At 68.6% G+C, this 23,241-nt stretch carries 25 protein-coding genes; 9 read left to right on the top strand and 16 right to left on the bottom strand.

The annotated features are described in order from the left end of the window. The first annotated feature begins 73 nt into the window (after window positions 1–73). The 3 genes from ACH49X_RS29985 (at window position 74) to ACH49X_RS29975 (ending at window position 2,339) form a co-directional block, all read left to right on the top strand. Complete coding sequence (locus tag ACH49X_RS29985) at window positions 74–1,330, top strand: fatty acid desaturase (RefSeq protein WP_195082020.1); 1,257 nt, start codon at window positions 74–76, stop codon at window positions 1,328–1,330. A gap of 79 nt (window positions 1,331–1,409) precedes the next feature. Further along, window positions 1,410–2,030, top strand: a complete 621-nt coding sequence (gene bluB, locus ACH49X_RS29980; protein ID WP_195082146.1) for a 5,6-dimethylbenzimidazole synthase — start codon at window positions 1,410–1,412, stop codon at window positions 2,028–2,030. A 147-nt stretch (window positions 2,031–2,177) separates the two neighbouring features. Further along, the gene (locus ACH49X_RS29975; RefSeq protein ID WP_157111850.1) at window positions 2,178–2,339 is read left to right on the top strand and encodes a hypothetical protein; all 162 of its coding nucleotides are present in this window, start codon (window positions 2,178–2,180) and stop codon (window positions 2,337–2,339) included. A 36-nt stretch (window positions 2,340–2,375) separates the two neighbouring features. Here the strand turns inward: ACH49X_RS29975 and ACH49X_RS29970 are convergent, their stop codons facing one another. Beyond that, entirely contained in the window at window positions 2,376–3,668 is a 1,293-nt protein-coding gene (locus tag ACH49X_RS29970; RefSeq protein ID WP_195082021.1) for an acetyl-CoA C-acyltransferase, read from the bottom strand. Between the two features lie 305 nt (window positions 3,669–3,973). On the opposite strand from ACH49X_RS29970, the gene ACH49X_RS29965 reads away from it, so the two are divergent. The 3 genes from ACH49X_RS29965 to ACH49X_RS29955 are packed head-to-tail and all read left to right on the top strand — an operon-like array spanning window position 3,974 to window position 5,695. Continuing rightward, window positions 3,974–4,675 (top strand): multiprotein-bridging factor 1 family protein, encoded by a 702-nt coding sequence (locus ACH49X_RS29965; RefSeq protein WP_195082022.1) that lies wholly within the window; start codon window positions 3,974–3,976, stop codon window positions 4,673–4,675. Between the two features lie 10 nt (window positions 4,676–4,685). After that, entirely contained in the window at window positions 4,686–5,123 is a 438-nt protein-coding gene (locus ACH49X_RS29960) for a hypothetical protein (RefSeq protein ID WP_195082023.1), read from the top strand. 47 nt (window positions 5,124–5,170) lie between these two features. Next, window positions 5,171–5,695: a hypothetical protein gene (locus ACH49X_RS29955; RefSeq protein ID WP_195082024.1), complete on the top strand. Its 525-nt coding sequence runs from the start codon at window positions 5,171–5,173 to the stop codon at window positions 5,693–5,695. A gap of 81 nt (window positions 5,696–5,776) precedes the next feature. Here the strand turns inward: ACH49X_RS29955 and hpf are convergent, their stop codons facing one another. The 15 genes from hpf to cofD all read right to left on the bottom strand — a co-directional run bounded on the left by hpf (window position 5,777) and on the right by cofD (window position 21,214). Beyond that, window positions 5,777–6,463 (bottom strand): ribosome hibernation-promoting factor, HPF/YfiA family, encoded by a 687-nt coding sequence (gene hpf, locus ACH49X_RS29950; RefSeq protein ID WP_195082025.1) that lies wholly within the window; start codon window positions 6,461–6,463, stop codon window positions 5,777–5,779. Between the two features lie 228 nt (window positions 6,464–6,691). Further along, window positions 6,692–7,336: a ComF family protein gene (locus tag ACH49X_RS29945; RefSeq protein ID WP_357207846.1), complete on the bottom strand. Its 645-nt coding sequence runs from the start codon at window positions 7,334–7,336 to the stop codon at window positions 6,692–6,694. A gap of 177 nt (window positions 7,337–7,513) precedes the next feature. Continuing rightward, window positions 7,514–9,337 carry an MtrAB system accessory lipoprotein LpqB gene (gene lpqB / locus ACH49X_RS29940; protein ID WP_357207844.1) on the bottom strand — a complete coding sequence of 608 codons (1,824 nt, stop codon included), beginning with the start codon at window positions 9,335–9,337 and terminating at the stop codon, window positions 7,514–7,516. Then, window positions 9,334–11,379, bottom strand: coding sequence for an MtrAB system histidine kinase MtrB (mtrB, locus tag ACH49X_RS29935; protein ID WP_397071465.1), 2,046 nt, complete (start codon window positions 11,377–11,379; stop codon window positions 9,334–9,336). The genes lpqB and mtrB overlap by 4 nt, the downstream gene beginning before the upstream one ends. Beyond that, window positions 11,376–12,053 carry an MtrAB system response regulator MtrA gene (mtrA, locus tag ACH49X_RS29930; RefSeq protein WP_039800350.1) on the bottom strand — a complete coding sequence of 226 codons (678 nt, stop codon included), beginning with the start codon at window positions 12,051–12,053 and terminating at the stop codon, window positions 11,376–11,378. Before mtrA ends, mtrB begins: the two co-directional genes overlap by 4 nt. Window positions 12,054–12,131: 78 nt before the next feature. Continuing rightward, window positions 12,132–12,779, bottom strand: a complete 648-nt coding sequence (locus ACH49X_RS29925; RefSeq protein ID WP_195082028.1) for a dTMP kinase — start codon at window positions 12,777–12,779, stop codon at window positions 12,132–12,134. Window positions 12,780–12,961: 182 nt separating this feature from the next. Further along, window positions 12,962–14,446, bottom strand: coding sequence for an adenosylhomocysteinase (gene ahcY, locus ACH49X_RS29920; protein ID WP_357207842.1), 1,485 nt, complete (start codon window positions 14,444–14,446; stop codon window positions 12,962–12,964). Window positions 14,447–14,506: 60 nt separating this feature from the next. After that, on the bottom strand, window positions 14,507–15,688 hold the full coding sequence (locus ACH49X_RS29915) for an alkane 1-monooxygenase (RefSeq protein WP_195082030.1): 1,182 nt from the start codon (window positions 15,686–15,688) through the stop codon (window positions 14,507–14,509). 190 nt (window positions 15,689–15,878) lie between these two features. Beyond that, window positions 15,879–16,499: a TetR/AcrR family transcriptional regulator gene (locus ACH49X_RS29910; RefSeq protein ID WP_195082031.1), complete on the bottom strand. Its 621-nt coding sequence runs from the start codon at window positions 16,497–16,499 to the stop codon at window positions 15,879–15,881. Between the two features lie 40 nt (window positions 16,500–16,539). Continuing rightward, on the bottom strand, window positions 16,540–16,722 hold the full coding sequence (locus ACH49X_RS29905) for a rubredoxin (RefSeq protein WP_043730863.1): 183 nt from the start codon (window positions 16,720–16,722) through the stop codon (window positions 16,540–16,542). Continuing rightward, window positions 16,719–16,892: a rubredoxin gene (locus ACH49X_RS29900; RefSeq protein ID WP_195082032.1), complete on the bottom strand. Its 174-nt coding sequence runs from the start codon at window positions 16,890–16,892 to the stop codon at window positions 16,719–16,721. Before ACH49X_RS29900 ends, ACH49X_RS29905 begins: the two co-directional genes overlap by 4 nt. Continuing rightward, window positions 16,889–18,139: an alkane 1-monooxygenase gene (locus ACH49X_RS29895; RefSeq protein ID WP_195082033.1), complete on the bottom strand. Its 1,251-nt coding sequence runs from the start codon at window positions 18,137–18,139 to the stop codon at window positions 16,889–16,891. Before ACH49X_RS29895 ends, ACH49X_RS29900 begins: the two co-directional genes overlap by 4 nt. A 177-nt stretch (window positions 18,140–18,316) precedes the next feature. After that, window positions 18,317–18,835 (bottom strand): NUDIX domain-containing protein, encoded by a 519-nt coding sequence (locus tag ACH49X_RS29890; RefSeq protein WP_357112839.1) that lies wholly within the window; start codon window positions 18,833–18,835, stop codon window positions 18,317–18,319. Window positions 18,836–18,872: 37 nt separating this feature from the next. After that, entirely contained in the window at window positions 18,873–20,219 is a 1,347-nt protein-coding gene (locus tag ACH49X_RS29885; protein WP_357207839.1) for a coenzyme F420-0:L-glutamate ligase, read from the bottom strand. Next, window positions 20,216–21,214, bottom strand: a complete 999-nt coding sequence (gene cofD, locus ACH49X_RS29880) for a 2-phospho-L-lactate transferase (protein WP_397071459.1) — start codon at window positions 21,212–21,214, stop codon at window positions 20,216–20,218. Before cofD ends, ACH49X_RS29885 begins: the two co-directional genes overlap by 4 nt. Window positions 21,215–21,706: 492 nt before the next feature. Between cofD and ACH49X_RS29875 the strand changes: the two genes are divergently transcribed. The 3 genes from ACH49X_RS29875 (at window position 21,707) to ACH49X_RS29865 (ending at window position 23,216) form a co-directional block, all read left to right on the top strand. Continuing rightward, the gene (locus ACH49X_RS29875) at window positions 21,707–21,940 is read left to right on the top strand and encodes a WhiB family transcriptional regulator (protein WP_029901515.1); all 234 of its coding nucleotides are present in this window, start codon (window positions 21,707–21,709) and stop codon (window positions 21,938–21,940) included. A gap of 124 nt (window positions 21,941–22,064) precedes the next feature. Continuing rightward, window positions 22,065–22,544, top strand: a complete 480-nt coding sequence (locus ACH49X_RS29870; RefSeq protein WP_168434228.1) for a metallopeptidase family protein — start codon at window positions 22,065–22,067, stop codon at window positions 22,542–22,544. Window positions 22,545–22,835: 291 nt separating this feature from the next. Continuing rightward, on the top strand, window positions 22,836–23,216 hold the full coding sequence (locus ACH49X_RS29865; RefSeq protein WP_039800382.1) for a DUF3499 domain-containing protein: 381 nt from the start codon (window positions 22,836–22,838) through the stop codon (window positions 23,214–23,216). Window positions 23,217–23,241: the final 25 nt, after the last annotated feature.

The following is a 23,241-nucleotide window of genomic DNA, read 5'->3' as shown; positions in this document are numbered from 1 at the left end:
ATAGGGTATTTGACACATCTCCAAGCCAGATCTCGGAACCTACGCTGTCGTAACTTACGGTAAGGTAACCCGTATGGCGATCTCGGATGTCAAGGAATACGCGCATCTCACCGAGGCCGACGTGGAAGCACTCGGCGCGGAATTCGACGCGATCCGGCGGGAAATCGAAGCCTCGCGCGGCGCGCGCGACGCGAAGTACATCCGCAACGTCATCCGGTTGCAGCGCGCTCTCGAGATCGGTGGCCGGGCGGTGCTCTTCGCCAGTCCCAAGCGCCCGGCGTGGCTGGCGGGCGTCGCCCTGCTCAGCACCGCCAAGATCATCGAGAACATGGAGATCGGGCACAACGTCATGCACGGGCAGTGGGACTGGATGAACGATCCGGAGATCCACTCCAGTTCGTGGGAATGGGACAACACCGGCGCGGCCAAGCACTGGAAGCACACCCACAACTACCTGCACCACAAGTACACCAATGTGCTCGGCATGGACGACGACATCGGCTACGGCCTGCTGCGGGTGACCCGCGACCAGCGCTGGAAGCCGTTCAACCTGGGCAACCCGGTCTACAACCTGGTGTTGCAGCTGTTCTTCGAATACGGCGTCGCGATCCAGCACCTGGAGCTGGGCAAGCTGGTCGCGGGCCGGTACAAGCCGGGCACCCCCGAGCGCGCCGACTTCGAGCGCAGGCGTGACGAAGCGCTCACCAAGATGGGCAAGCAGGTCCTCAAGGACTACGTGATCTTCCCCGCCCTCACCGGTCGCGCGTTCTTCTCCACGCTGACGGCCAACCTGGCCGCGAACGCCATCCGCAACGTGTGGTCCAACGCGGTGATCTTCTGCGGGCACTTCCCCGACGGCGCGGAGAAGTTCACCAAGGCCGACATCGACGGCGAAACGCAGGGCGAGTGGTATCTGCGCCAGATGCTCGGCAGCGCGAACATCTCCGGCGGCCCGGTCATGCACTTCATGACCGGCAATCTGAGCCACCAGATCGAACACCACCTGTTCCCCGACCTGCCGAGCAACCGGTACGCCGACATCGCCGTGCGGGTGCGCGAGCTGGCCGACAAGTACGACCTGCCCTACACCACCGGCTCGCTGCCGGTGCAGTACTTCAAGGCGTGGCGCACCATTCTCAAGCTGTCGCTGCCGAACAAGTACCTGCGGGCCACCGCCGACGACGCGCCGGAGACCGCCTCCGAGCGCAAGTTCGGCGGCCGCACCACGGCCACCATCGACCCGGTGACCGGCCGTCGCCGCGGTCTGCGCACCGCGCTGGCCAACGGACGGCGCAGGCTCGCCCGGCGCGGCGTGGCCGCGGCGCGCTGAGTTCCACGTCCCGCGCGGCCGACGCCGTGCGCGGTGAGTTCGCCGGGTTTGATTGACTCGGGCGGTGCATGCTGAGGTTCTGAGTGTCTACGAGGCCATCCGGCGCCGCCGCGACGTACGCGCGGAGTTCACCGGCGAACTGGTCGAGGACGCGACACTGTGGCGGCTGCTGGACGCCGCGCACCGGGCGCCGAGCGTGGGCAATTCGCAGCCATGGGATTTCGTGGTGGTCCGCGATCCGGCGACGCTGCGCAAGTTCGCCGATCACGTGGCAGGCAAGCGCCTCGAGTTCCGCGACGCGCTGCCGCCCGAGCGCGCCGCCACCTTCGAGCCGATCAAGATCGAGGGCATTCTGGAGAGCGGTACCGGGGTGGTGGTCTGCTATGACCACGATCGCGGCGGACCGCAGGTGCTCGGCCGGGCCACGGTGCCCGAAACCGGTGTCTACTCGGCGGTTCTCGCCATCCAGAATCTGTGGCTGGCCGCCACCGCGGAAGGCATCGGCGTGGGATGGGTGTCGTTCTACGATCCCGGTTTCCTCTCCGATCTGATCGGCCTGCCGCGGAACGTCCGCACCGTGGCCTGGCTGTGCGTCGGGCCGGTGCGCGAGTTCCAGCGCGTTCCCGACCTGGAGCGCTTCGGCTGGCGCGCGGGCAGACCGCTCACGGACGCGGTGCACCGCGAGACCTATCGCGGCTGACCGCGCGGCGGCCCCGGTCGCGCATCGTTACCCAACTGTGTGGATCGTTCATGGTTCAATCGGATCCCCACTGGGTACGACAAGGGCGAAACTGCCTCTGACGCAGTGCTCTTCATCGTGGTTTCGTCGTTCCAGGAGGTTTGTGCAATGGCCAATGTCGATGCTGTTCGGCTGTCGAGCGAGCTGGGCATCGATCTGGCACAGGCGACGCTGCGCCTGCGCCGGGAAGGCATCCCCGGCGAGACCAAGCACCAGACCTGTCTGCGCATCCTGGCCGACGAGGGACGCAAGCGGCGGGGCAAGGCCTGACCGAGGCCCCGGCGGGACAGGGGCGCACGCGCCGCCTCAGACCCGTTCGAGCACCGCCGACGCGCCGATGCCGCCCGCGGCGCAGATACCGAGCAAGGCCGTGTTCTTTCCCGTGCGCGCGAGTTCGTTGGCCATGGTGGTCACCATGCGCGCCCCGGTGGCGCCGAACGGGTGGCCGAGCGAGATCGAGCCGCCGTGCACGTTCAACTTGTCGATGTCCACCTCGCCGACGGCCGTGTCGCGATCCAGCCGGGTCTTGGCCCATTCGTCGCTGGCCAGCGCGGTCAGCACCGCCAGAGTCTGGGCGGCGAAGGCCTCGTGGATATCGACCAGATCGGCGTCGCCCAAGGACATTCCGGCCTTCTCCAGCGCGCGTGGCATCGAGATGGCCGGCCCGATCAGCACCTGATCGGCCGGGTCGACGCTCACGTAGCTCCACGACCGGAACGCCGCCAGCGGCCGGTATCCGAGGGCGTGCGCTTTCTCCTCGCTCATCAGCAGCACCGCGGCGGCGCCGTCGGTGAGGGGGCTGGCGTTGCCCGCGGTCACGCTGCCGTCGGCGGCGAAAACCGGCTTCAGCGCGGCCAGTTTGGCGAGGCTGGTGTCGCCGCGCACCAAGCCGTCGCGCAGGATCTCCACGTCTTCGGGGGTGCGAACCCGCAGCACCTCGTCGTCGAACCGGCCGGACTCGATGGCGGCCGCCGCGCGGTGATGTGAGCGTGCGGCGAACTCGTCCTGATCCGCGCGGCTCACGCCGTGGATGCGAGCCATTTTCTCGGCCGACTCGCCCATGACCTCGCCGGTGGTGCGTTCGGCGATCTTGGGCCGGCTCGGCAGCAGGTCGGTGAACGGCGCAAGGCGCGCGACCGCGGACAGGTAGTCCTTCGGCTTCGGCTTGCCCAGAGCCAGCGGAGCCGCCGCGTGTACCACCTTCTGCGGCAGTTTGACTTCGGCGTTCGAGGTGGAATCGCTGCCGCCCGCGATCATGATGTCGTATTCGCCGCGCTCGATCGCGGCCGCCGCCGAGGTGACGGCCTGTAAGCCGGAGGCGCAGGCCCTGGTCACCGTGTAGCCCTCGCAGCCAGGATCCAGCCGCAGGTCGAGCGCGATCTCGCGGGCGATGTTCGGCGCCGCGCCGGGCAGGATGACCCCGCCCCAGACGATCGCCTCCACTTGCGTGCCGGGCAGCCCGGTGCGCTCCAGCAGTCCCCGGACCGCGGCATCGGCGAGCGCGATGGAATCCATTCGGGTGTATCCGGTGAACGCGCGCAGGAACGGCGTGCGGGCACCGGACACGATCACGGCACGGCGAGCGGCTTTGGTGGCCATGCGATTTCCTTTCGAAAGCCTACGTCCACCAAACTTACTGCAAAGTAAGTTCACCGTCGACCCCCTTCGCCGACGGTGAACCCCCGACACAGCGGCGATCCCCTCCACCGCCGCTGACCGGTCCGCCGCGCGCCGTTGCGCGCCGGACCGAGACGTCCGTCCCGGCGAACGCCCCTGCCCGTCCCGGAACCGTCGCATGCACTCCGTCATCCGACGGAAAGAACCGTAACAAACTTTCGACCGATTTTCCAAATAGTTTCTATTGGTTTGCCTGATACCTCCCATCGGCTTACCATGAACCCACTATGCATAGCCCTTCGGAGCTGTCGCGGCAGAAGAGATTCGGGCGAATCATCAAAGAACGCCGGGACGAGCTCGGCCTCACCCAGCTACAGATCGGCGACCTCGGGGGACCTTCGGCGCCGACCATCCGGAAGATCGAGGACGGCGAGGCGACCATCAGCATGCAGACGCTGAACAAGCTCGACGCGCCGCTGCGATGGCTGCCGGGCAGCGCCGCACGCACCTATGCCGGCGGCGTCCCCGCCGCCGACGAACCCGCGAACGCCGCGCGCGGCGCGGGCGACTCGGTGGTGGCCGGTCCGGACGCGATCCGCTTCGAGATCTCCGACCTGACCGGGCTGCTCGCGGCGTCGGGCAGGCTCAACGACGCCGTCGAACACGGTCGCACCACCGACCCTCAGGTGGTCGCCGCGATCGCGGAGCTCAACCGAGTGGTCTCCAAGCTGTCGGCGCGGTACGCGACCGCCATGCTGGAACGCAACGGCGGACCGGGCAGGCAATTGCACCCGCTGGTGGAGATGGCCTTCGCGCACCTGCTCGCGGTCCCCGCGGCGGCCAGCGATCCCGACGAGCTACAGGAACGCCGGTACCGCCGCTGGCTGGCCGGCCGATCGGAGGATATCGATGCGGCGACCGAAGCTCGGTTCCGCGCACGCTGGCTGGCGGCCAATATGGCCCCGCCCGCGTTCGGAAACGGCGAGTGACGAGGCAACCATGACCGACCAGGGACCGAACTCCACGGAACTCACCCTCAGCCGCAAGATCAACCGGTTGTTCGCCGTCGTGCATCCGCGCGACGCTCCGGAGCGCAGCACCGAATCCGTCGCCCGGCAGGCCGGTGAGATCCTCGGCCGCCCGGTGCCGCCCGGTTACCTCGCGCGCCTGCGCGACGGCGAGTTCGACGACCGCGACGCCTGCGCCGCGGCGGATGCCGACATCCTGGGCGCGGTGGCGCGCAGCTTCGGCGTCGCCGCCGACTACCTGCTCACCCGCGGCCCCGCGGCGGAGGCGATCGACCGCGAACTCGAACTGCTCGCCACCATGCGCGACGCGAACGTCGCCAGCATCGCGCTGCGCGGTTCGAACATCGATCGGGCCATGCTCGCCAAGATCATCCAGAGCACGGAAGGGTCGGTGCCGCCGAGTCGGTAGCATGCTTCTCTACATGGGCCACTGAGCTTTTGTAGGAGACCGATCACATGGCCATCCAGGCCCGGTTCCGGAGCTTGACCCGGGACCTCCCGATACCCCACCCATGGAATCTGCAGGCCTATCTCGATGCCGTCGCGGAGCACCGCGGTCGCAGCATCAGCCTGTGGCCGATCGACACCGCCCTACTGGCGGGCACCGGTTGCGGCACGGGCAGCGGTCTGTGGATCGCGAAGCAGGACAGCGACGTCATCGTCTACGGCGCCGACACCACCGAATGGCACGCCGAGCACATCATCGTGCACGAACTGGGGCACATGCTGCTCGGGCACGGCCCGGAGCAGCACCGGCCCGGTGAGCCGACCACCAGCACCCCGACGGTGGCGGCGGTCGCCGACCTGCTGCCCTCGATCTCGCCAGAGTCGATCGCCCACGTGCTCGGCCGCACCGACTACGGAACCATGCGCGAGCGCGACGCGGAAACGTTCGCCGACATGGTGATGCTGCACGCCATGCGCCCACCGCGCCGCGATTCGCTGCTGCACCGCACGTTCTTCCGCGACCGGCGGCGGTAACCTCGCCCCGACGAAATTCTCCGGACATCCGGTAGGTGAGCCGAATGCCCGGAGAAGGGGGAACGTGCGGTTTCGATGTGGTCAGGCCAGGCGGATCAGGCCGTAGTCGAACGCATGGCGGCGGTAGACCACCGACGGCCGGTCGGTCTCCTTGTCCTGGAACAAGAAGAAATCGTGGCCGACGAGTTCCATCTGGTACAGGGCGTCGTCGACGGTCATGGGCGTCGCCGAGTGCACCTTCGTGCGCACGATGTGGCCGGGACCGGCGTCGTACTCCGGCTCCCGCTCCTGCTCCTGGTGCGCGTGCGCGGCGCTCGACTCACCGAGCCGCTCGAACAGGGAGTCGTCCACCAGATCGGCAGTGGCCTGGGCGACCGACAGCGGCGTCTTGTCGCCGTAGTGCACCCGGCGCCGGTCCTTGGTGCGGCGCAGCCTGCTCTCCAGCTTCGCGGTCACCGACTCGAAGGCGGCGTAGAAGCTGTCCGCGCAAGCCTCGGCCCGCACAACGGGACCCTTTCCGCGCGCGGTGATTTCGACGCGCTGACAGTTCTTGCGCTGGCGCCGGTTGCGTTCGTGGAACAGCTCGACGTCGAAGAGGAAGATCGACGGGTCGAAGCGTTCTAATCGGGAGAGTTTTTCCGCGACGTAGATACGAAAATGATCGGGCACCTCTACATTGCGACCCTTCACCACGATGTCGCCGCGTGGCGCCCGTGGTCGTTCCGCTGTGGGTTGCTCGAGTGCTTCCTTGGTGCTGGACTCCAGCATCGAAGCAGCGGGATCTTTCACTGAAGGTCGTGAAGAAGTCGTCACGCGTACCTCCCGGATCTGGCCGCACCGACCGATTCCAGTGCGGCGGGATTGAACCGTGCCGAACGACGATTGCTCGGCACTAGACGTCCGAGGCGCCACCTCCAAACTTGCGGTTCGGGTGTGTGTCCGCGACGCTAGTCCGCCGACGGGCTGATCGCCAGTGTTCACGCAAATTTCCCGGAGTCAAGCAGCACAAGTAACCAGAACGCCACGTGTCGGCAATCCGGCGCCCAGTAGCGCGCGCACCGACTCGCGGGCCGTCGCACCGGTGGTCAGCACGTCGTCGACCAGCACCACCTCGGCATTCGCCGGTATTCCCCACTCCGCGGCGGGACCGGGCGCCGTGGTCACCCGCCCCTCCAGGTTGCGAGCGCGCTCGATGGGTGTCAAGCCCACCGAATCACGCACCCCGCGCCCCAGCCGCAACACAGGCAACACTCGGCAGTTGGGCAGCCACCGCGTAGCTACCGAGGCCGAGCGCAGCACCGGGTCGCCGCCCCTGCGCCGCGCGGCCACGCGCCTGCTCGGCGCGGGCACCAGCACCAAGGGCAGGCGCGGCGAACGCAACTCGGCGAGCGCGCCCGCGAGCGCCTTGCCGAGTGGCAGCGCCAGGTCCCGCCGTCCTCTTTCCTTGGCGGCGAGCACTGCCCGGCGCGCGGGCCCGGCATACGGCCCGAGCGCCCAGCAAGGAACGCCCGGGTCACTGCGCGGCCACACGCGTACCGGCGGACCGGCCAACGTGACGGCGCAGTCGGCGCACCAATCGGCTCCGGAACGCCCGCAGCCCGCGCATGCGGCGGGCAAGACCAGATCGAGCAAGGTTCGCATCGACCGAGTGTGCGCCCGCGCTCCGACAGATTCGCTCGATCAGGCAGACGACATTGCGCCTAGCAGAGCGTTGATACCTTGCGGCGAAGCCGTTTACGCCGCGCACGAACCGCTGCCGCAACCTCCCGTGCGATCGCGCCGAGCACGAGTTCCTTCGTACTCGCGACCGGTCGCCGCTCAGCCGGGCAGGACGGGGATGGCGTTCGCGCCCAGCCCCGGCACCTCACGCCAGTAGGGCTGCCCTTGATCCGGCGCGGAGGTCAGCTCCAGCACCGCGCGCGAGTCGGCGACGTACTGGTGGTCCGGGCTCGCGCTCACCGAGCGCACCGGCGCCGTGAGATTCTGCGACGTCAGCGGGGTCGGCTCCGAGCCGTCGACCGACACGGTGCTCACCGGGTCGACATTGCCCTCGCGCGCGATGATGATCGTGTCCGCGTCGAGCCAGTCCACCGACACCGCGGCCGTGCTGAGCCCGACACCGACGGGCAGCGCCGAGGTCAGCGCCAGCTTCCCGTCCGGCTGCGGCACGACGACCGCCACGTAGACCCGTCCGTCGGCGATCATCGCCGCCCGCACCCCGGTCCGGGAGATGCGCAGCTCGGTGATCGGTAGCCGGGGCGCCGTGGCCGATGAGGCCGCCGTCAATCCGGAGATGTCGACGTTCTGTACCGAAACGTTTCCGGTGCCGCGATCGTTGACCGCGCGGATCACCCGGTCACCGTCGACCACCGCCCATGCCGCGCTGCCGTCCGCGGTCCACGAGGGCCGGGTGATGGTGAAGCCCTCGGCCACCGGAAAAGCGTTGCCGCCGTAGGTGCCGACCATCAGCGTCCGCGACGGCACGCCCGGCGGTCGTCCCGCTTCGGCCACCGCGGCGACGAACTGACCATCCGGAGACAGCGTCGCGGACTGCAGATTGTTCACTCCGCCGAAGTAGCCGGGCGTGGGCGTGATACCGCCGTTGTCGGCGATCTGCACCAGCCCGCCGCCGCGCAGCGCGTGCAGCCCGATGGGGTTGCGGGCGGCGGCGGCCGGATTGAACTGCTGCACGTCCGCCACGTTCCACCCGTTGGCGGCGAAACGCTCGTCCAGCGGCTTGCCGTCGGCGAGCAGCATGTACGGCCCGAGGATGTCGGCGCTGGACAACGTGAGCACCACCTGCGCGGCCAGTAGTTCGCGCTCGCGCGGATTCAGCGCCGACGCGCCGGCGAAGTCGATCCGCACGCCGCCGAGCCCGATGCCGACGCCGTCGGGGTCGCCGTTGGCCTTGGTGATCGTCCCGCGCAGCGCGATCGGCGGCGTCAACTCACTGTGCAGCACCGACGACAGCGTGGGCTGCGGCCCCTCCAGCAGCGAACTGATCAACCGCTGGGTCAGCTGCGCTTTGGGCACCGCGAGCCAGCGCAGATCCGGCACGGCCATATTGCCGCTCGGATCGATGAAGTACAGCGTGTAGCGGCGGTAGGACTTGAAGAACGCGGTGGAGTCCATGACCACACCGTCGGGCAATTCATCGATGCGCCACTCGCCGTCGATCTTGGTCAGCTCGATCTTGTTCTCGACGAACGGGATGTCGTCGTTGGGCCGGTAACCGCCGTCCGCGGACAGCTCGCCGACCTTGCGCGCGCGGATCAGATAGTTGGCCTTGTCGCCGGAGCGCGATTCCCGCAGGGTGTCGGGTTTCTCGACGATGACGGTGCCCGCCGCGTCGTCCCACTGGGTGGAGGCCGCGGGCGTCATGTACTGCCGGGCGGCCAGATGCCGGTTGGCCGGATCGGCGGTGGCCTGGAGGAAATCGCGCAGCAGCAGATCCGGATCACGGTTGGCGACCGGGGGCGGCGGGCCCTCGGACGTGGGCTCGCGATTGATGGTGCCCAGCGCCTCCGGCGCGGACGACTCGGGCAGGCTGGCACAGGCGGTGAGCGGCATCACGACCGCGAGAACCGCCGCTGTCAGCACGGTCAGCCGCCGCATCCGCGCAGATCCGACACGCATTCTCATGACTGTACGTCCCCCGGTTCGCGCGCACCGCCGCCCCCGGCCTGCGCCGACTCCGACGCGGGCGAGCCATTCGACCCGGACGCGGGCTGCTGTTCGGCCTGCGCGTTGTCGGTGGGCGTCACCGTGCTTTCGGCCGCTGCGGGCCGACTACTCGCGCTCGGCTCCGCCGCTGCGCCGCCCTCCGCCTCCGCGGCGTCCGGCTCACCGCTGCCCGTCCCGGCCGACTCGCTCCCGATCTCCGAACGCACCGGGTCCGGCTCGGTGGTCTCGACGCCGGCCGGAGGCACACCGACCGGATCGGCAGCGTCCGCCTGCGCGCCTTGCCCCACGGCGTTCGTCACCTGCGCGGCACCCGGCTCGGCGGCGGCCGGTCGCGCCGTTTCGGATTCGGTCGCCTCACGATCGACCGGCGGTTCCGGCTCCACCACATGCATGGATTTGCGCGCGGGCTCCAGCGGAAGCGGACTCGGGCCGAGCTTCTTGCCACGCACCAGCGGCAGCGTCAGCCGGAAGCTGGCGCCGACCCCGACCTCGCCCCACGCTTCGAGCCTGCCCTCGTGCAGGTTCGCGTCCTCCACGCTGATCGACAGACCGAGGCCGGTGCCGCCGGAGCGGCGCATGCGAGACGGATCAGAACGCCAGAAGCGGTTGAAGACCAGCTTCTCCTCGCCGGGCCGAAGGCCGACGCCCTGGTCCCGCACGACGACCGCGACCGCGTTGCTCTCGGCGTCGCCGCGCATCCGGATCAGCACCGGCTTGCCCTCGCTGTGGTCGATCGCGTTGGCGAGCAGATTGCGCAGCACTCGCTCCACCCGGCGCGGATCGACCTCGGCGACCAAGGGGTCCTCCGGCATGTCGCTGACGATCTCGACACCGGCGTCCTTGGCGAGGTGCCGCACGGTCGAGATCGCGGCCCGCGCGCACATCCGCACATCCAGCGATTCGACCTGGAGTTCGGCGACGCCCGCGTCGTGCCTGCTGATCTCCAGCAGGTCGTTGAGCAGGCCCTCGAACCGGTCGAGTTCGTTCACCAGCAACTCGGCGCTGCGGGCGAGGGCTGGATCGAGGTCGTCGCTGCTGCCGTGGATCAGGTCGGCGGCCATCCGCACGGTGGTGAGCGGCGTGCGCAACTCGTGGCTGACGTCGGAGGTGAACCGGCGCTGCAGATTGCCGAATTCCTCCAACTGGGTGATCTGGTTGGACAGGCTCTCGGCCATCTCGTTGAACGCCTGGGCCAGCCGGGCCATATCGTCCTCGCCGCGCACCAGCATGCGTTCCTTGAGCCTGCCGTCGGCGAACCGGCCCGCGATCCGGGCGGCGGAACGGATCGGGAGGACCACCTGTCTGGTCACCAGCGCGGTGATCGCGGCGAGCAGCACCAGCAGCACGATGCCGCCGACCAGCATGGTGCCGCGCATCAGCGACAGGCTGCGCTCCTCGTTGGCCAGCGGGAAGATCAGGTAGATCTCCAGGGTCGGGATCTCGGCGCTCGGGCTGCCGATGATCAGCGCGCGACCGCTGTAGCCATCCGCGTCCTCGACGGTGGCGAACTGGTAGCTGACCTGGTTGCGCTGCACGAACCGGCGCAGCTCGTCGGGCACTTCCTGGATCGGGCCGCGCGGGATCTGCTGCGGCGGCATACCGCCGATGACGCTCAGCGCAGAGACGAAGCTGCCCGCGGCGCCGGTGGACTGCCCGCTGCCGCCGCGGTTGGACAGCGCGTTGCGGGCCTCCTCCAGCCGCTGCGGCTGCGCGCCGATGTCGTGCACACCGGCCAGCTGGCTCTCCACCGTGTTGCGCGCGCGGTCCATCTCCTCGACCGCAGCGTTGATCTTGGCGTCCAGCAGCCGGTCGGTGATCTGGCTGGTCAGCACGACACCGAGGATCGTGATGACGATCAGCGACAACGTCAGCGTCGACACGATGACGCGCAATTGCAGCGAACGACGCCACAGGTGGCCTAGGGCAATGCCGACCGCTTGGAACCAGGCCACCACCGGAGCCAGCGATCGTTCCAGACGCGCGAGGACGCCATGGATCACGGCGGTCCGGCCTTGTAACCGACACCGCGGACGGTCAGCACGATCTCCGGGTTCTCCGGATCCTTCTCGACCTTCGCCCGCAACCGCTGCACGTGCACGTTCACCAGGCGGGTGTCGGCGGCGTGCCGGTAGCCCCAGACCTGCTCGAGCAGGACCTCACGGGTGAACACCTGGCGCGGCTTGCGGGCCAGGGCGACGAGCAGGTCGAACTCCAGCGGCGTCAGCGAGATCTGCGCGCCGCCGCGGCTGACCTTGTGCGCGGGCACATCGATCACGATATCGGCGATCGACAACAGCTCGGCGGGCTCCTCCTCGGTGCGGCGCAGGCGGGCCCGCACCCGGGCCACCAACTCCTTCGGCTTGAAGGGCTTGACGATGTAATCGTCGGCGCCGGACTCCAGACCGAGCACGACGTCGACCGTGTCGGTCTTCGCCGTGAGCATCACGATCGGAACCCCGGAATCGGCCCGCAGCACACGGCACACGTCGATGCCGTTCATGCCGGGCAGCATCAGGTCCAGCAGCACCAAATCGGGGCGGATCTCGCGAACCGCCGCCAGGGCCTGTGTGCCGTCGCCGACCACATGCGGGTCGAACCCTTCCCCGCGCAAGACGATCGTGAGCATCTCAGCGAGTGCCATATCGTCGTCGACGACCAGAATCTTCGGCTTCATAACTACTATGTTGTCATCTCCCAGGCCAGGATCGGGCCGCCACGCCAACACTGGTGCGAACCCGCGGCACAGCCAACCTTATCGACCAACGATTTCGGCGATGCGCGCGGCCAGCGTAGCCGGACCGTCCTCGGATCGGTATGTCCACCACGGTCCGCGCCAGTCGCGTTCGGCCAGCTCACGGTACACCGCGCCGGTGCGGTGCTGCAGACCGCCGTCGCGCTCGTAGACGTCGAGCGCGCGTTCGGCGTCGAGTTCGCCACGCCTGCGGGCACGCTCGGCCGCGAGTTCGACGGGAACGTCCAGCAACACTTGCAGCGCCGGAGCGGGAAGGGCGAATCTGCCGAACTCCAATTCGCCCACCCAGTCCACGATTTCACCGTCCGCCGACTGCCCGAGGCGGGCGGCCGAATAGGCGGCGTTGGAAGCGACGTAACGGTCGAGAAGCACAACGTCGTTGTCGGCCAACAGCTTCGACAGCTCGTCCGCGGCGTCCGCGCGGTCCAGCGCGAACAGCAGCGCCATGCCGCTGACCGAGCCCGCGAGGTCGCCGTGCGCGCCGCGCAGCGCCTCGGCGGCCAGGTCGGCGTGCACCGAGACGCGGTAGCGCGGGAAGGCCATCGTCGCGACCCGCAGCCCGCGACCGCGCAGCTCCGCGACCACCCGCTCGATCAGCGTCCGCTTACCGGCGCCGTCGAGCCCCTCGACCGCTATCAGCACTCCCATGACCTGGCACAATACCCCGCCTCGCAGCAGGAACCGACACCACCTCACCAGCGTGTATGCCGGGCTGAGCAGGGGCTGCGGGAACGCGCGTGCCGGTCCTCGTACGGCGGCCATGGCACCGCACGCGACCCCGGAGGTCGCCGACACCTTCAGGCGCCGGCGACCCCGGTGGTTACGCGGGCTCAGTAGCGGTAGTGCTCCGGCTTGTACGGGCCCTCGACATCGACGCCGATGTACTCGGCCTGGTCCTTGGTGAGCTTGGTCAGCTCGCCGCCGAGCGCCTCGACGTGGATGCGGGCGACCTTCTCGTCCAGGTGCTTCGGCAGCCGGTAGACCTCGTTGTCGTACTCCTCCGGCTTCGTCCACAGCTCGATCTGCGCGATCACCTGGTTGGAGAAGCTGTTGGACATCACGAACGACGGGTGGCCGGTCGCGTTGCCGAGGTTGAGCAGACGACCCTCCGACAGCACCAGGATCGAGCGGCCGGTCTCCTTGAACGTCCACAGGTCGACCTGCGGCTTGATGTTCAATTTCGTTGCGCCGGAACGCTCCAGCGCGGCCATGTCGATCTCGTTGTCGAAGTGACCGATGTTGCCGAGGATGGCCTGGTCCTTCATCGCCCTCATGTGCTCGAGGGTGATGATGTCCTTGTTGCCGGTCGCGGTGATGACGATGTCGGCATCGCCGATCGCCTTCTCCACGGTCACCACGTCGTAGCCGTCCATCAGCGCCTGCAGCGCGTTGATCGGGTCGATCTCGGTGACCTGCACCCGGGCGCCCTGTCCGGCAAGCGATTCCGCGCAGCCCTTGCCGACATCGCCGTAGCCGCAGATCAATACCTTCTTGCCGCCGATGAGCACGTCGGTGCCGCGGTTGATGCCGTCGATCAGCGAGTGGCGGGTGCCGTACTTGTTGTCGAACTTGCTCTTGGTGACCGAGTCGTTGACGTTGATCGCCGGGAACACCAGCTCGCCCGCCGCCGCGAACTGGTAGAGCCGCAGCACGCCGGTGGTGGTCTCCTCGGTGACGCCGCGCACCGATTCGGCGATCTTCGTCCACTTGCCTCGGTCGGACTCGAAGCGCTCGCGCAGCAGGTTCAGGAACACCTTGTACTCGGCCGAGTGGTTCTCGTCCTCCGGCGGCACCACGCCGGCCTTCTCGAACTGCGCGCCGCGCAGCACGAGCATGGTGGCGTCGCCGCCGTCGTCGAGGATCATGTTGGCCGGCTCGCCCGGCCAGGTGAGCATCTGCTCGGCGGCCCACCAGTACTCCTCCAGGGTCTCGCCCTTCCAGGCGAACACCGGGGTGCCATTCGGCTCGTCGACGGTGCCGTTGGGGCCGACGACCACGGCGGCGGCCGCGTGGTCCTGGGTGGAGAAGATGTTGCAGGAGGCCCAGCGAACCTCGGCGCCGAGGCTGGTCAGGGTCTCGATCAGCACCGCGGTCTGCACGGTCATGTGCAGCGAGCCGGAGATGCGCGCGCCCTGCAGCGGCCGCACCTCGGCGTACTCACGGCGCAGCGCCATCAGACCGGGCATCTCGTGTTCGGCCAGACGGATCTCTTTGCGGCCGAAATCGGCCAGCGACAGATCCGCCACCTTGTAGTCGATGCCGTTGCGGACATCGGCGGTCAACGACGTGCGTGCGGGAAGTTCTGAGGTGGTCATCAGCCTCTCCTGGTTCGGCAAGTACCGAGGCAAGGCTAGTCGCTCACGACCCGGCCCGGTCTACGCGGCCGTCCCTCCCAGACGCGGACCGGCCTCCGGCTCGGCTCCCGCCGGGACGCCGCGAGCCGCCAGCAAGCGGCGCCGCTTCCGCGGCTGGACGTTCGCCAGGGTGATGTCGCCGCCGTAGTGGGCGAGGACGCGGGCGTCCATCACCCGCCGCCACAGCGGCGGAATGGCGGCGAGCACGATCATGGCGGCGTAGCCTGCGGGCAGTTGCGGAGCCTGCTCGGAGGTGCGCAGCGTCTGGTAGCGGCGGCCCGGGTTGGCATGGTGATCGCTGTGCCGCTGCAAGTGGAACAGGAAGATGTTGGTGACCAGATGGTCGCTGTTCCAGCTGTCGCGCGGCGAGCAGCGGGCGTACCTGCCGTCCGGGCGGCGGGCCCGCAGCAGGCCGTAGTGCTCGACGTAGTTCACCGTCTCCAGCAGACCGAAACCGATCACGGCTTGCAGCAGCAGCCACGGCAGCACCTGATAGCCGAACGCCGCGACCAGGCCGCCGAACAGCACGAGCGTCATCGACCAGGCCTGCAGGATGTGGTTGTGCACGCTCCACCAGCCCGTGCCCTTGCGCGCGAGGCGCTCCCGCTCCAGGGCGATGGCCGAGCGGAAACTGCCAGACACGCTGCGCGGCAAGAACTCCCACAGCGACTCGCCGAGACGAGCGCTGGCCGGGTCCTCGGGAGTCGCCACCCGCACGTGGTGGCCGCGGTTGTGCTCGACGAAGAAGTGCCCGTAACCGGACTGCGCGAGCGCGATCTTGGCCAGCCAGCGCTCCATTCGCTCGACCCGGTGCCCGAGTTCGTGGGCGGCGTTGATGCCGATGCCGCTGACGAATCCGAGGGTGGCGGCGAGGCCGAGCTTGTCGACCACGCTCAGCTCGTCGCCGGCCCACATGTAGCTCGCGATCACCAAGCCGATCAGCTGCACGGGCAGCATCAGATAGGTGCACCACCGGTAGTACCGGTCGTTGGAGAGCCGCTCGTAGTCCTCGTCCTTCGGATTGGTGCCGTCGACGCCGATCGACCAGTCCAGCAGCGGAATGGCGATCAGCACGATGATCGGGCCGATCCACCAGAAGACGTCCAGGCCGGTGTGCAGCACCAGCTGCGACGGCAGCAATGCCGACGCGGGCGGAAGCAAGCCGAGAACCCACAGATGGCGCTTGGGATCGGGCGATCCCATCGATTTGCCAACCGTTTGCACTTTTGCCCCACTCGAAGAAGACCCGAACACCGTCGCCTGAGAATACTTCTTGACTTGTTGTCTGTTACAACCAAGCCGTGGGTTGAGACGTGATCGCTATTACAAGCCGCACAGTCTGTTTTCAATGTGCTGCATGTGCGCCAGTCACGAGCCGGTTGCTCATTCGGGCTCAGCTTTGCACGCGCGCGGCGAGGATCGCTTCGACGTAGGGACTCAGCAGCGCGCTCAATTCCGCGGGCGCGTCGCGGCCAGGGCCGGGCGGAGTAGGGATGTAGCTGAGGGCGATCCGCACCAGCGCGTGCGCGATGACGTCCGATTCGGCCGCCGTCGAAGCCACCCAGCTGTGCTGGAAGGCGCGCGAGAGACGTTCGGTCGCGTGCTCCAGCAACGGTCCCGCGTCCAGAGTGATCAGGCGCAGCAGATCCAGCTTCACCTCACCCGCGACCAACGACTGCACCAGCGGGTCGGACGCCGCGTCGAAGAAGAAGTTCGCCATACCGTCGCGGAACGCGGCGCGGACGTCACCGACATTGCCGTTGATGGCGGCGTCCACATGATCGACCAGGAAGTCGGCCAGGCGCAGGGCGTAGGCCTGGGTGAGGCCTGCGCGGGAGCCGAACTCGTTGTACAGCGTCTGCCTGCTCACCCCCGCCCTGGCCGCGACGTCACCGAGGGTGATCTTGGACCAGTCCCGCTCGGTGAGCAGCTCGCGCATCGCGTCCAGCACCGACGTCCGCAGCAGGTCCCGCGCGGCCTCCTGGTAGGAAATCCTGGTTCCGGTGCGCGGCATACCCGCGACACTGTCACGGGCGCCCGCCGCAGTCAAAATCTCACGACCGTTCGATTTCGACCATGTAGAAATCCGCCTTGGCGGCGCCGCAGTCCGGACAGGTCCAGTCGTCGGGGATGTCGTCCCAGCGGGTGCCCGGCGCGATGCCGTCCTCCGGCCAGCCCTCGGCTTCGTCGTATTCGAAGCCGCACTGGATGCACTGATACAGCTTGTACTCGGTCATTTCCTTGCCCCTATCGGCTCGAAATCGATCTTCTCCCGCACGCCGCAATCCGGGCAGCACCAATCATCCGGCACCGTCTCCCACCGGGTGCCCGGCGGGAAGCCCTCGTGCGGAGCGCCTTTCGCCTCGTCGAAGACGTAGTCGCAGACGGGGCAGCGATACGCGCTCATGCCTCGTCCCCTTCGGCAGCCTTCCGCGCGCCGTAGCGCGCCAGCACCTTCTCCCGCTTGCCGGGATCGATGTTGGCCCGGGTGATGTCGCCGCCGTAGTGCGCGAGCACGCGCTTGTCCATGACGCGACGCCACAGCGGCGGGAAGTAGGCGAGCAGGATCATGCTGGCGTAGCCGCTGGGCAGGTTGGGGGCGCCGTCCCAGCTGCGCAACGTCTGGTAGCGCCGGGTCGGGTAGGCGTGGTGGTCGCTGTGCCGCTGCAGGTGGTACAGGAAGATGTTGGTGACGATGTGGTCGCTGTTCCAGCTGTGCACCGGGGCGGGGCGCTCGTACCGGCCGCTCGCCGTGCGCTGCCGCACCAGGCCGTAGTGCTCCAGGTAGTTGACCGCCTCCAGCAGGCTGAAGCCCACCACGGCCTGCAGGATCAGATACGGCAGCAGCTCGATGCCGAACACCGCGATCAAGACCGCGAACAGCACCGCCGACATCAGCCAGGCGCTGAGCACTTCGTTGCGCAGGCTCCACGGCTTCTTGCCGAGCCGGTCCAGCCGCACCTTCTCCAACTGCCAGGACGACTTCAGGCTGCCCCACACGGTGCGCGGCCAGAAGGCCCAGAACGTCTCGCCCACACGGGAACTCGCCGGGTCCTCCGGCGTCGCGACCCGCACGTGATGGCCGCGGTTGTGCTCGATGTAGAAGTGCCCGTAGCAGGACTGGGCCAGCGCGATCCGCGACAGCCAGCGCTCCAGGTCCACCTTCTTGTGGCCGAGCTCGTGCGCGGTGTTGATGCCGATGCCGCCGATCATGCCGACGGTGATCGCCAGTCCGATCTTGTCCACCACGTGCAGCCCGCCGTCGATGCCGAGCCAGCTCACGTCGTCGGCGGTGATCAGGTAGGCCGCCATCACCAGCGTGGCGTATTGGAAGGGCAGGTACAGGTAGGTGAGGTAGCGGTAGTACTTGTCGTTCTCCAGGTACTCCATCACCTCGTCGGGCGGGTTGTCGCCGTCCGGGCCGAAGAAGATGTCCGCGATCGGGATCAGCACGTAGACCAGGATCGGCCCGAGCCAGAACGGCACCTGCGCGAGGCGATGCCAGCCCAACTCGTTGAGTCCCCAGATCAGCGGCAGGCCGATGAGGAACAGGCCGGCCGGGGCGAACAGACCCCACAGCCACATATAGCGCTTGCGATCCCGCCACGCCGGTACCTCGACCGGCTGGGCGGACGCGTCGGCGTGCGTCGACATCGTCGTCTCCATTCCCGAAGAGCACGCCACATGTGACGTGCATTACCTCACTTGTGGACGATAGACGGACATTTGTCGCTTGTCTAGACAAATGCGGCAATTTGTAAACCACGCGGCGAGAGAACGAGAAAGCCCCGGCCGGAGGGGACTCCGGCCGGGGCTCGTCGGGTGGCCGACTCAGCGCAACAGCACGTCGGCGTCGGCGGGCAAGGCGTGCACCGGCCACCAGCGCAGGTCGGTGGATTCGTGACTTCGCACCGGGAGCGCGCCCGCGGGGGCGGTGATGCGGAACAGGAGGTCCAGGTGTCTGGTCGGAACGCCGAGGGAGCAGGTGATGGGATGCGCTTGGGCGCCGTACAGTCCCGGTTCCAGCCGCAGGCCCGCGATGCCGGACTCCTCGGTGGCCTCGCGCAACGCGGCGTCCGCGACCGTCTCGTCCCGCTCTTCGCAGTGGCCGCCGAGCTGGATCCAGCGCCCGACCCGCGGGTGCAGAGTGAGCAGCACCTCGCGACCGTCGTGGGAGAACACGACCGCGGAGGCGGTGATGTGGCCCGGCGCGTGCTCGCGCAGGCAACCACGCGGCGCCGAACCGAGGAATGCCAGCATCGCCTCACGCAGCGATCGCTCCGGATCCGTGCCCGGGCGCCACGTCTCGAGCAGGTCGGTGGCCGAAGCGCGCAGTGATTCCGCGCTCACCGGAGCCGCTTCCCCACCGCCGCCGAATCGCGGCGCTTCACAGCTCGACCAGCCCCGAGCCCGCACTCGCCGGCTGCCGCGGGGTCAGCTCCTCGAGCGGATGACCGATGGCGACGGCGCCAAGCGGACTCCAGTCCTCGGCCACGCCGAGCACGTCCCGGGTGACCTCGGGCGCGAAGATCGTCGACCCGATCCAGCAGCTGCCGATGCCCTCGGTGGCGAGGGCGACCAGCAGGCCCTGCACCGCCGCGCCCACCGCGACGGTGAACATGGTGCGCTCATCGGCCCGCCTGCGCTCGTCCGGATAGTCGTGCGCACCGTCGGGCACGCAGAACGGGATGATCACCTCGGGCGCGTCGAACAGGATGCGGCCGCGCGCGACCCGGCGCTCGATCCGTTCCGGGGACAGGCCGTCGGCGGCCAGATCGGCGCGCCACTTGTCCGCCATCGCCTCGAGCAGCCGGGTGCGCAGCTGCGGCGTGCGCAGCCACACGAACCGCACCGGGCGGGTGTGGTGCGGAGCGGGCGCGGTCAGCGCGACCGACACCGCCGAGCGGATCCGCTCGGGATCGACCGGAGCGTCGGAGAACTGGCGGACCGAGCGACGCAGGAGGATGGCCTCCTTGCGCCCGCGTTCGATGGCCTCCTCGGTGCCGAGCCAGAACAGGTCGTCGGTGCCGCCGCGCAGCAGATCGGCGGCGCCGGATCCGTCGTCGACGATCGGAAGCCCGCGCACCACGGCGACCGGGACGCCGCCGAGCTTGCCCTTGACCAGGTCCGCGGCGGCGGCCAGCTCGTCGGCCACGGCCACCTGGGTGACGAACAGCTCGTTGCCCTGACCGTCGACCGCGCCCGCGTAATCGTGCAGCACCCGCAGGCCCGCGGCGCCGATGGCCGCGTCGGTCTGCCCGTTGCGCCAGGCCCGGCCCATCGTGTCGGTGACGACCACCGCGACCGTCACGCCCAGCCGGTCGGCGAGCGCGGCGCGCAGCGCCTTGGCGCTGGCGTCCGGGTCGGTGGGCAGCAGCACCAGCTCGCCCCGCTCCACGTTCGAGCCGTCCACGCCGGAGGCGGCCTGCACGATGCCGAGCTTGTTCTCGGTGATCAGGGTGCGGCCCTTGCGCGCGAGCACCCGCACCGCCTCCTGGTCGACGAGACTGCGCCGGACCGCGTCGCGCTCCTGCGGATCCAGCGGCGCTTCCACGATGCGTCCCTCGACCTTGGCGACGATCTTGCTGGTGACCACGAGCACGTCGCCGTCGGCCAGCCAGGGCGCGCAGCGGGCGATGTGCTCGGCGATGTCGTCGCCGGGCCGGAATTCGGGCAGCCCGGTGACGGGCAGGATGCGCAGTTCTCCTGCCGCGTGGTCGATCGGTGTGCTCACAAGGCGACTCCAGCGAGATCCAGCGCCTGACGCACCATCTCGGCGGTGGTCGGCGGGTCGGTCATCAACAACGGGACGCTACGCACCTCGACTCCCGGCACATCGGCGGCGTCGGTGCTGTGGATCAGCCAGCCGTCCAGGATCCCCGTGGCCGAGCGGGCGCCGTAGTACCGGCCGATCGCCTCGGCCGTCGTCTCCACCCCGATCACCGACAGGCACTCGTCGGCCATACCGCGCAGCGGCTTGCCATCGATCACTCCCGACACGCCGATCACCTTCGCCGGGGTGGTGCGCAGCGCGCCCCTGATACCGGGCACGGCGAGGATGGCGCCGATGCTGACGACGGGGTTGGACGGCGCGAGCAGGACCACGTCGGCGGATTCTATGATATCGATCACATTTGGGGCAGGTTTGGCTTCATCGGCGCCAATTGTGGCGAATCCATGGGTGTCGATGTTCGCGCGGTAGCGAACCCACCACTCTTGAAAATGGATCGCGCGCCGTTCGCCAGGGTTGTCCGGATCGGACACCACGACATGCGTTTCGCAGCGATCGTCGGTTGCCGGGATCAGTTTCACGCCGGGCTGCCACCGGTTGCACAGCGCCTCGGTGACGGTGGAGAGCCGGTATCCGGCGCGCAACATTTCGGTGCGGATCAGATGCGTGGCGATATCACGGTCCCCCAAGCCGAACCAGTCCGGCTGGGCGTGATATTTCGCGAGCTCTTCCTTGGCGTGCCAGGTCTCGCCGACCCGGCCCCAGCCGCGCTCGGTGTCTATGCCGCCGCCCAGCGTATACATGCAGGTGTCGAGGTCGGGACAGATCCTGAGCCCGTGCATCCAGACGTCGTCGCCGACGTTCACGATCGCGGAGACGTCCGCCTCGGGCAGCAGTTCCCGGACGCCCTGAAGGAAACGCGCGCCACCGACACCGCCGACCAGCACGGCGATCCGGGGTCCGTTCGCGGGCGTGGCGTCCGCTTGTTGTCCAGTCACATCCGCACAGCCTATGCGCTGACGCGAAGTCTCCCGTTCGCGGCAAATTTGCTATACATTTGCTATCGCACATCACAAGAGGGACTCGGAATGCGGCTGCGGATAGTAACGGAATAGCGACGGCGGCTTGACCATCGACGCGTCCGGCGTGTCTAATCACAGTCATGTCATTCCGGGTTCGCGCGAGAGATCAACGCGCGAACGACTTTTCGAACAGACGTTCGCATCGGTGTGACAAGCTCGGGGACGTCCGCGGGACAACGTCGCGGGGTATGGCCGTCGGTGCGCGTGTTGGTCCGACGGAAAGAATCATTCTGCGCTAACACACAGTGAGGAGGCGGAGCGATGGCCAACGAGATGGTCTCGCCGACCGATTCCACAGCAGGCGCAGCACGTGGCGTCTGCGCAGATAACGGCGGCTGGAAGGACCAAGAGGGGGGTGACGGAGTCACGGCGCCTCGGCTCAGCCTGGTCGTGACCGGCTTCGACGAGATGTTCGAATCCATCGAAGAGCAGTGGCAGGAGCGCGCCCTGTGCGCGCAGACCGATCCGGAGGCGTTCTTCCCCGAGAAGGGCGGCTCCACCCGCGAGGCCAAGCGGATCTGCATGGGCTGCGAGGTCCGCGACGAGTGCCTGGAATACGCGCTCGCGCACGATGAGCGCTTCGGCATCTGGGGCGGCCTCTCCGAGCGGGAGCGCCGCCGCCTCAAGCGCGGCATCGGCTGACAGACATCCGCGATGCCCGGAGCCGCCCGTCCACCGGGGCGCTCCGGGCACGCGCGACACGGCCGACAGATCTCCCACCGCCTCGATGCGGACGGCCGGAGCCGACTGGCCTAGATTTTCTCTCATGGCACGTTCCCGTAAGCGTCGACCGCCGACCGCGCGGTCGGTGATCCGCCGCGGCCGCGGAGTGCGCGGACCGATGCTGCCACCCACCGTGCCGGCCTGGCGGACCAGAGGCCAGAAGTTCGACCGGCTGGTGCTCGAGGCGTTCGCCCCCTTGGACTCCCGCTGGCACGACCGGCTCACCAAGCTCGACATCGCGGTCGACGACGTTCCGAAAATCCGTCCGCTGCATCCCGATTCGGTCACCTGGCCGGACGAGGTCGTCGCCGACGGCCCGGTTCCGCTCTCCCGGCTCATCCCGGCGGGCGTCGACCGGCACGGCGCGGCGACCAGGGCCAGGGTGGTGCTGTTCCGCAAGCCGCTCGAGTTGCGCGCCAGCGACCCCGACGACCTCGTCGATCTGCTGCGCGAAGTGCTGGTCCAGCAGGTCGCGACCTACCTCGGCGTCGATCCGGACGTGATCGATCCGGAAGCGGAGTGAATCGCACCCATCCGCGCGGCGGCGGCACCCGAATGCGCTGGGGGCAAGCGTGTGTAGGCGGTCACCGGCTGGGTACTCCGGTGCGCATGCCATGACCGACCACTGGCGTCGCGCGTGCGGACATCGGCGCCCGCGCGTGGCGCCGGGTGACGTCCGGATTCACCGCGGGGCACGTCGTGGCCCCGCGGAACCTCGTGCTGCCCTCGTTCCGCGACGCACGGACCGAGATTCTTCAAGCGTGTCTGTCCCCATCGACGCGCCAGGGGGGTTACTCTCATCGGCGTGATTCCCATGCGTCGTTGCTGCCGACCAGGCTGCAAGAATCCGGCCGTCGCGACGCTCACCTATGTGTACTCCGACTCGACGGCAGTCGTCGGACCACTCGCGACGGTCGCCGAACCGCACTCCTGGGATCTCTGCGAAACGCACGGCTCACGCATCACCGCCCCGAAGGGCTGGGAACTGGTTCGCCACGAAGGCGGGTTCTCCTCCAGCACACCGGATGACGATGATCTGACCGCGCTCGCCGAGGCGGTGCGGGAAGCGGGGTTGCGCCGCCGCCCTCCCGAGCGCGAGCAGCGCGGCTATCGCGACTACGCTCCCCCGCCGCCGCGCACCACGCGCACGGGTCGCCGCGGCCATCTGCGCGTGCTGCCCGACCCGCCGTCCTGATCGGACCAGGACGGTGTCGGACCGG

Origin of the sequence: Nocardia sp. NPDC019323 (assembly GCF_044389845.1) — a bacterium.
GTDB classification, from domain to species: domain Bacteria; phylum Actinomycetota; class Actinomycetes; order Mycobacteriales; family Mycobacteriaceae; genus Nocardia; species Nocardia implantans.
Note: the sequence above shows the minus strand (reverse complement) of the source record. Positions and strands in the feature narration are given on the sequence as shown.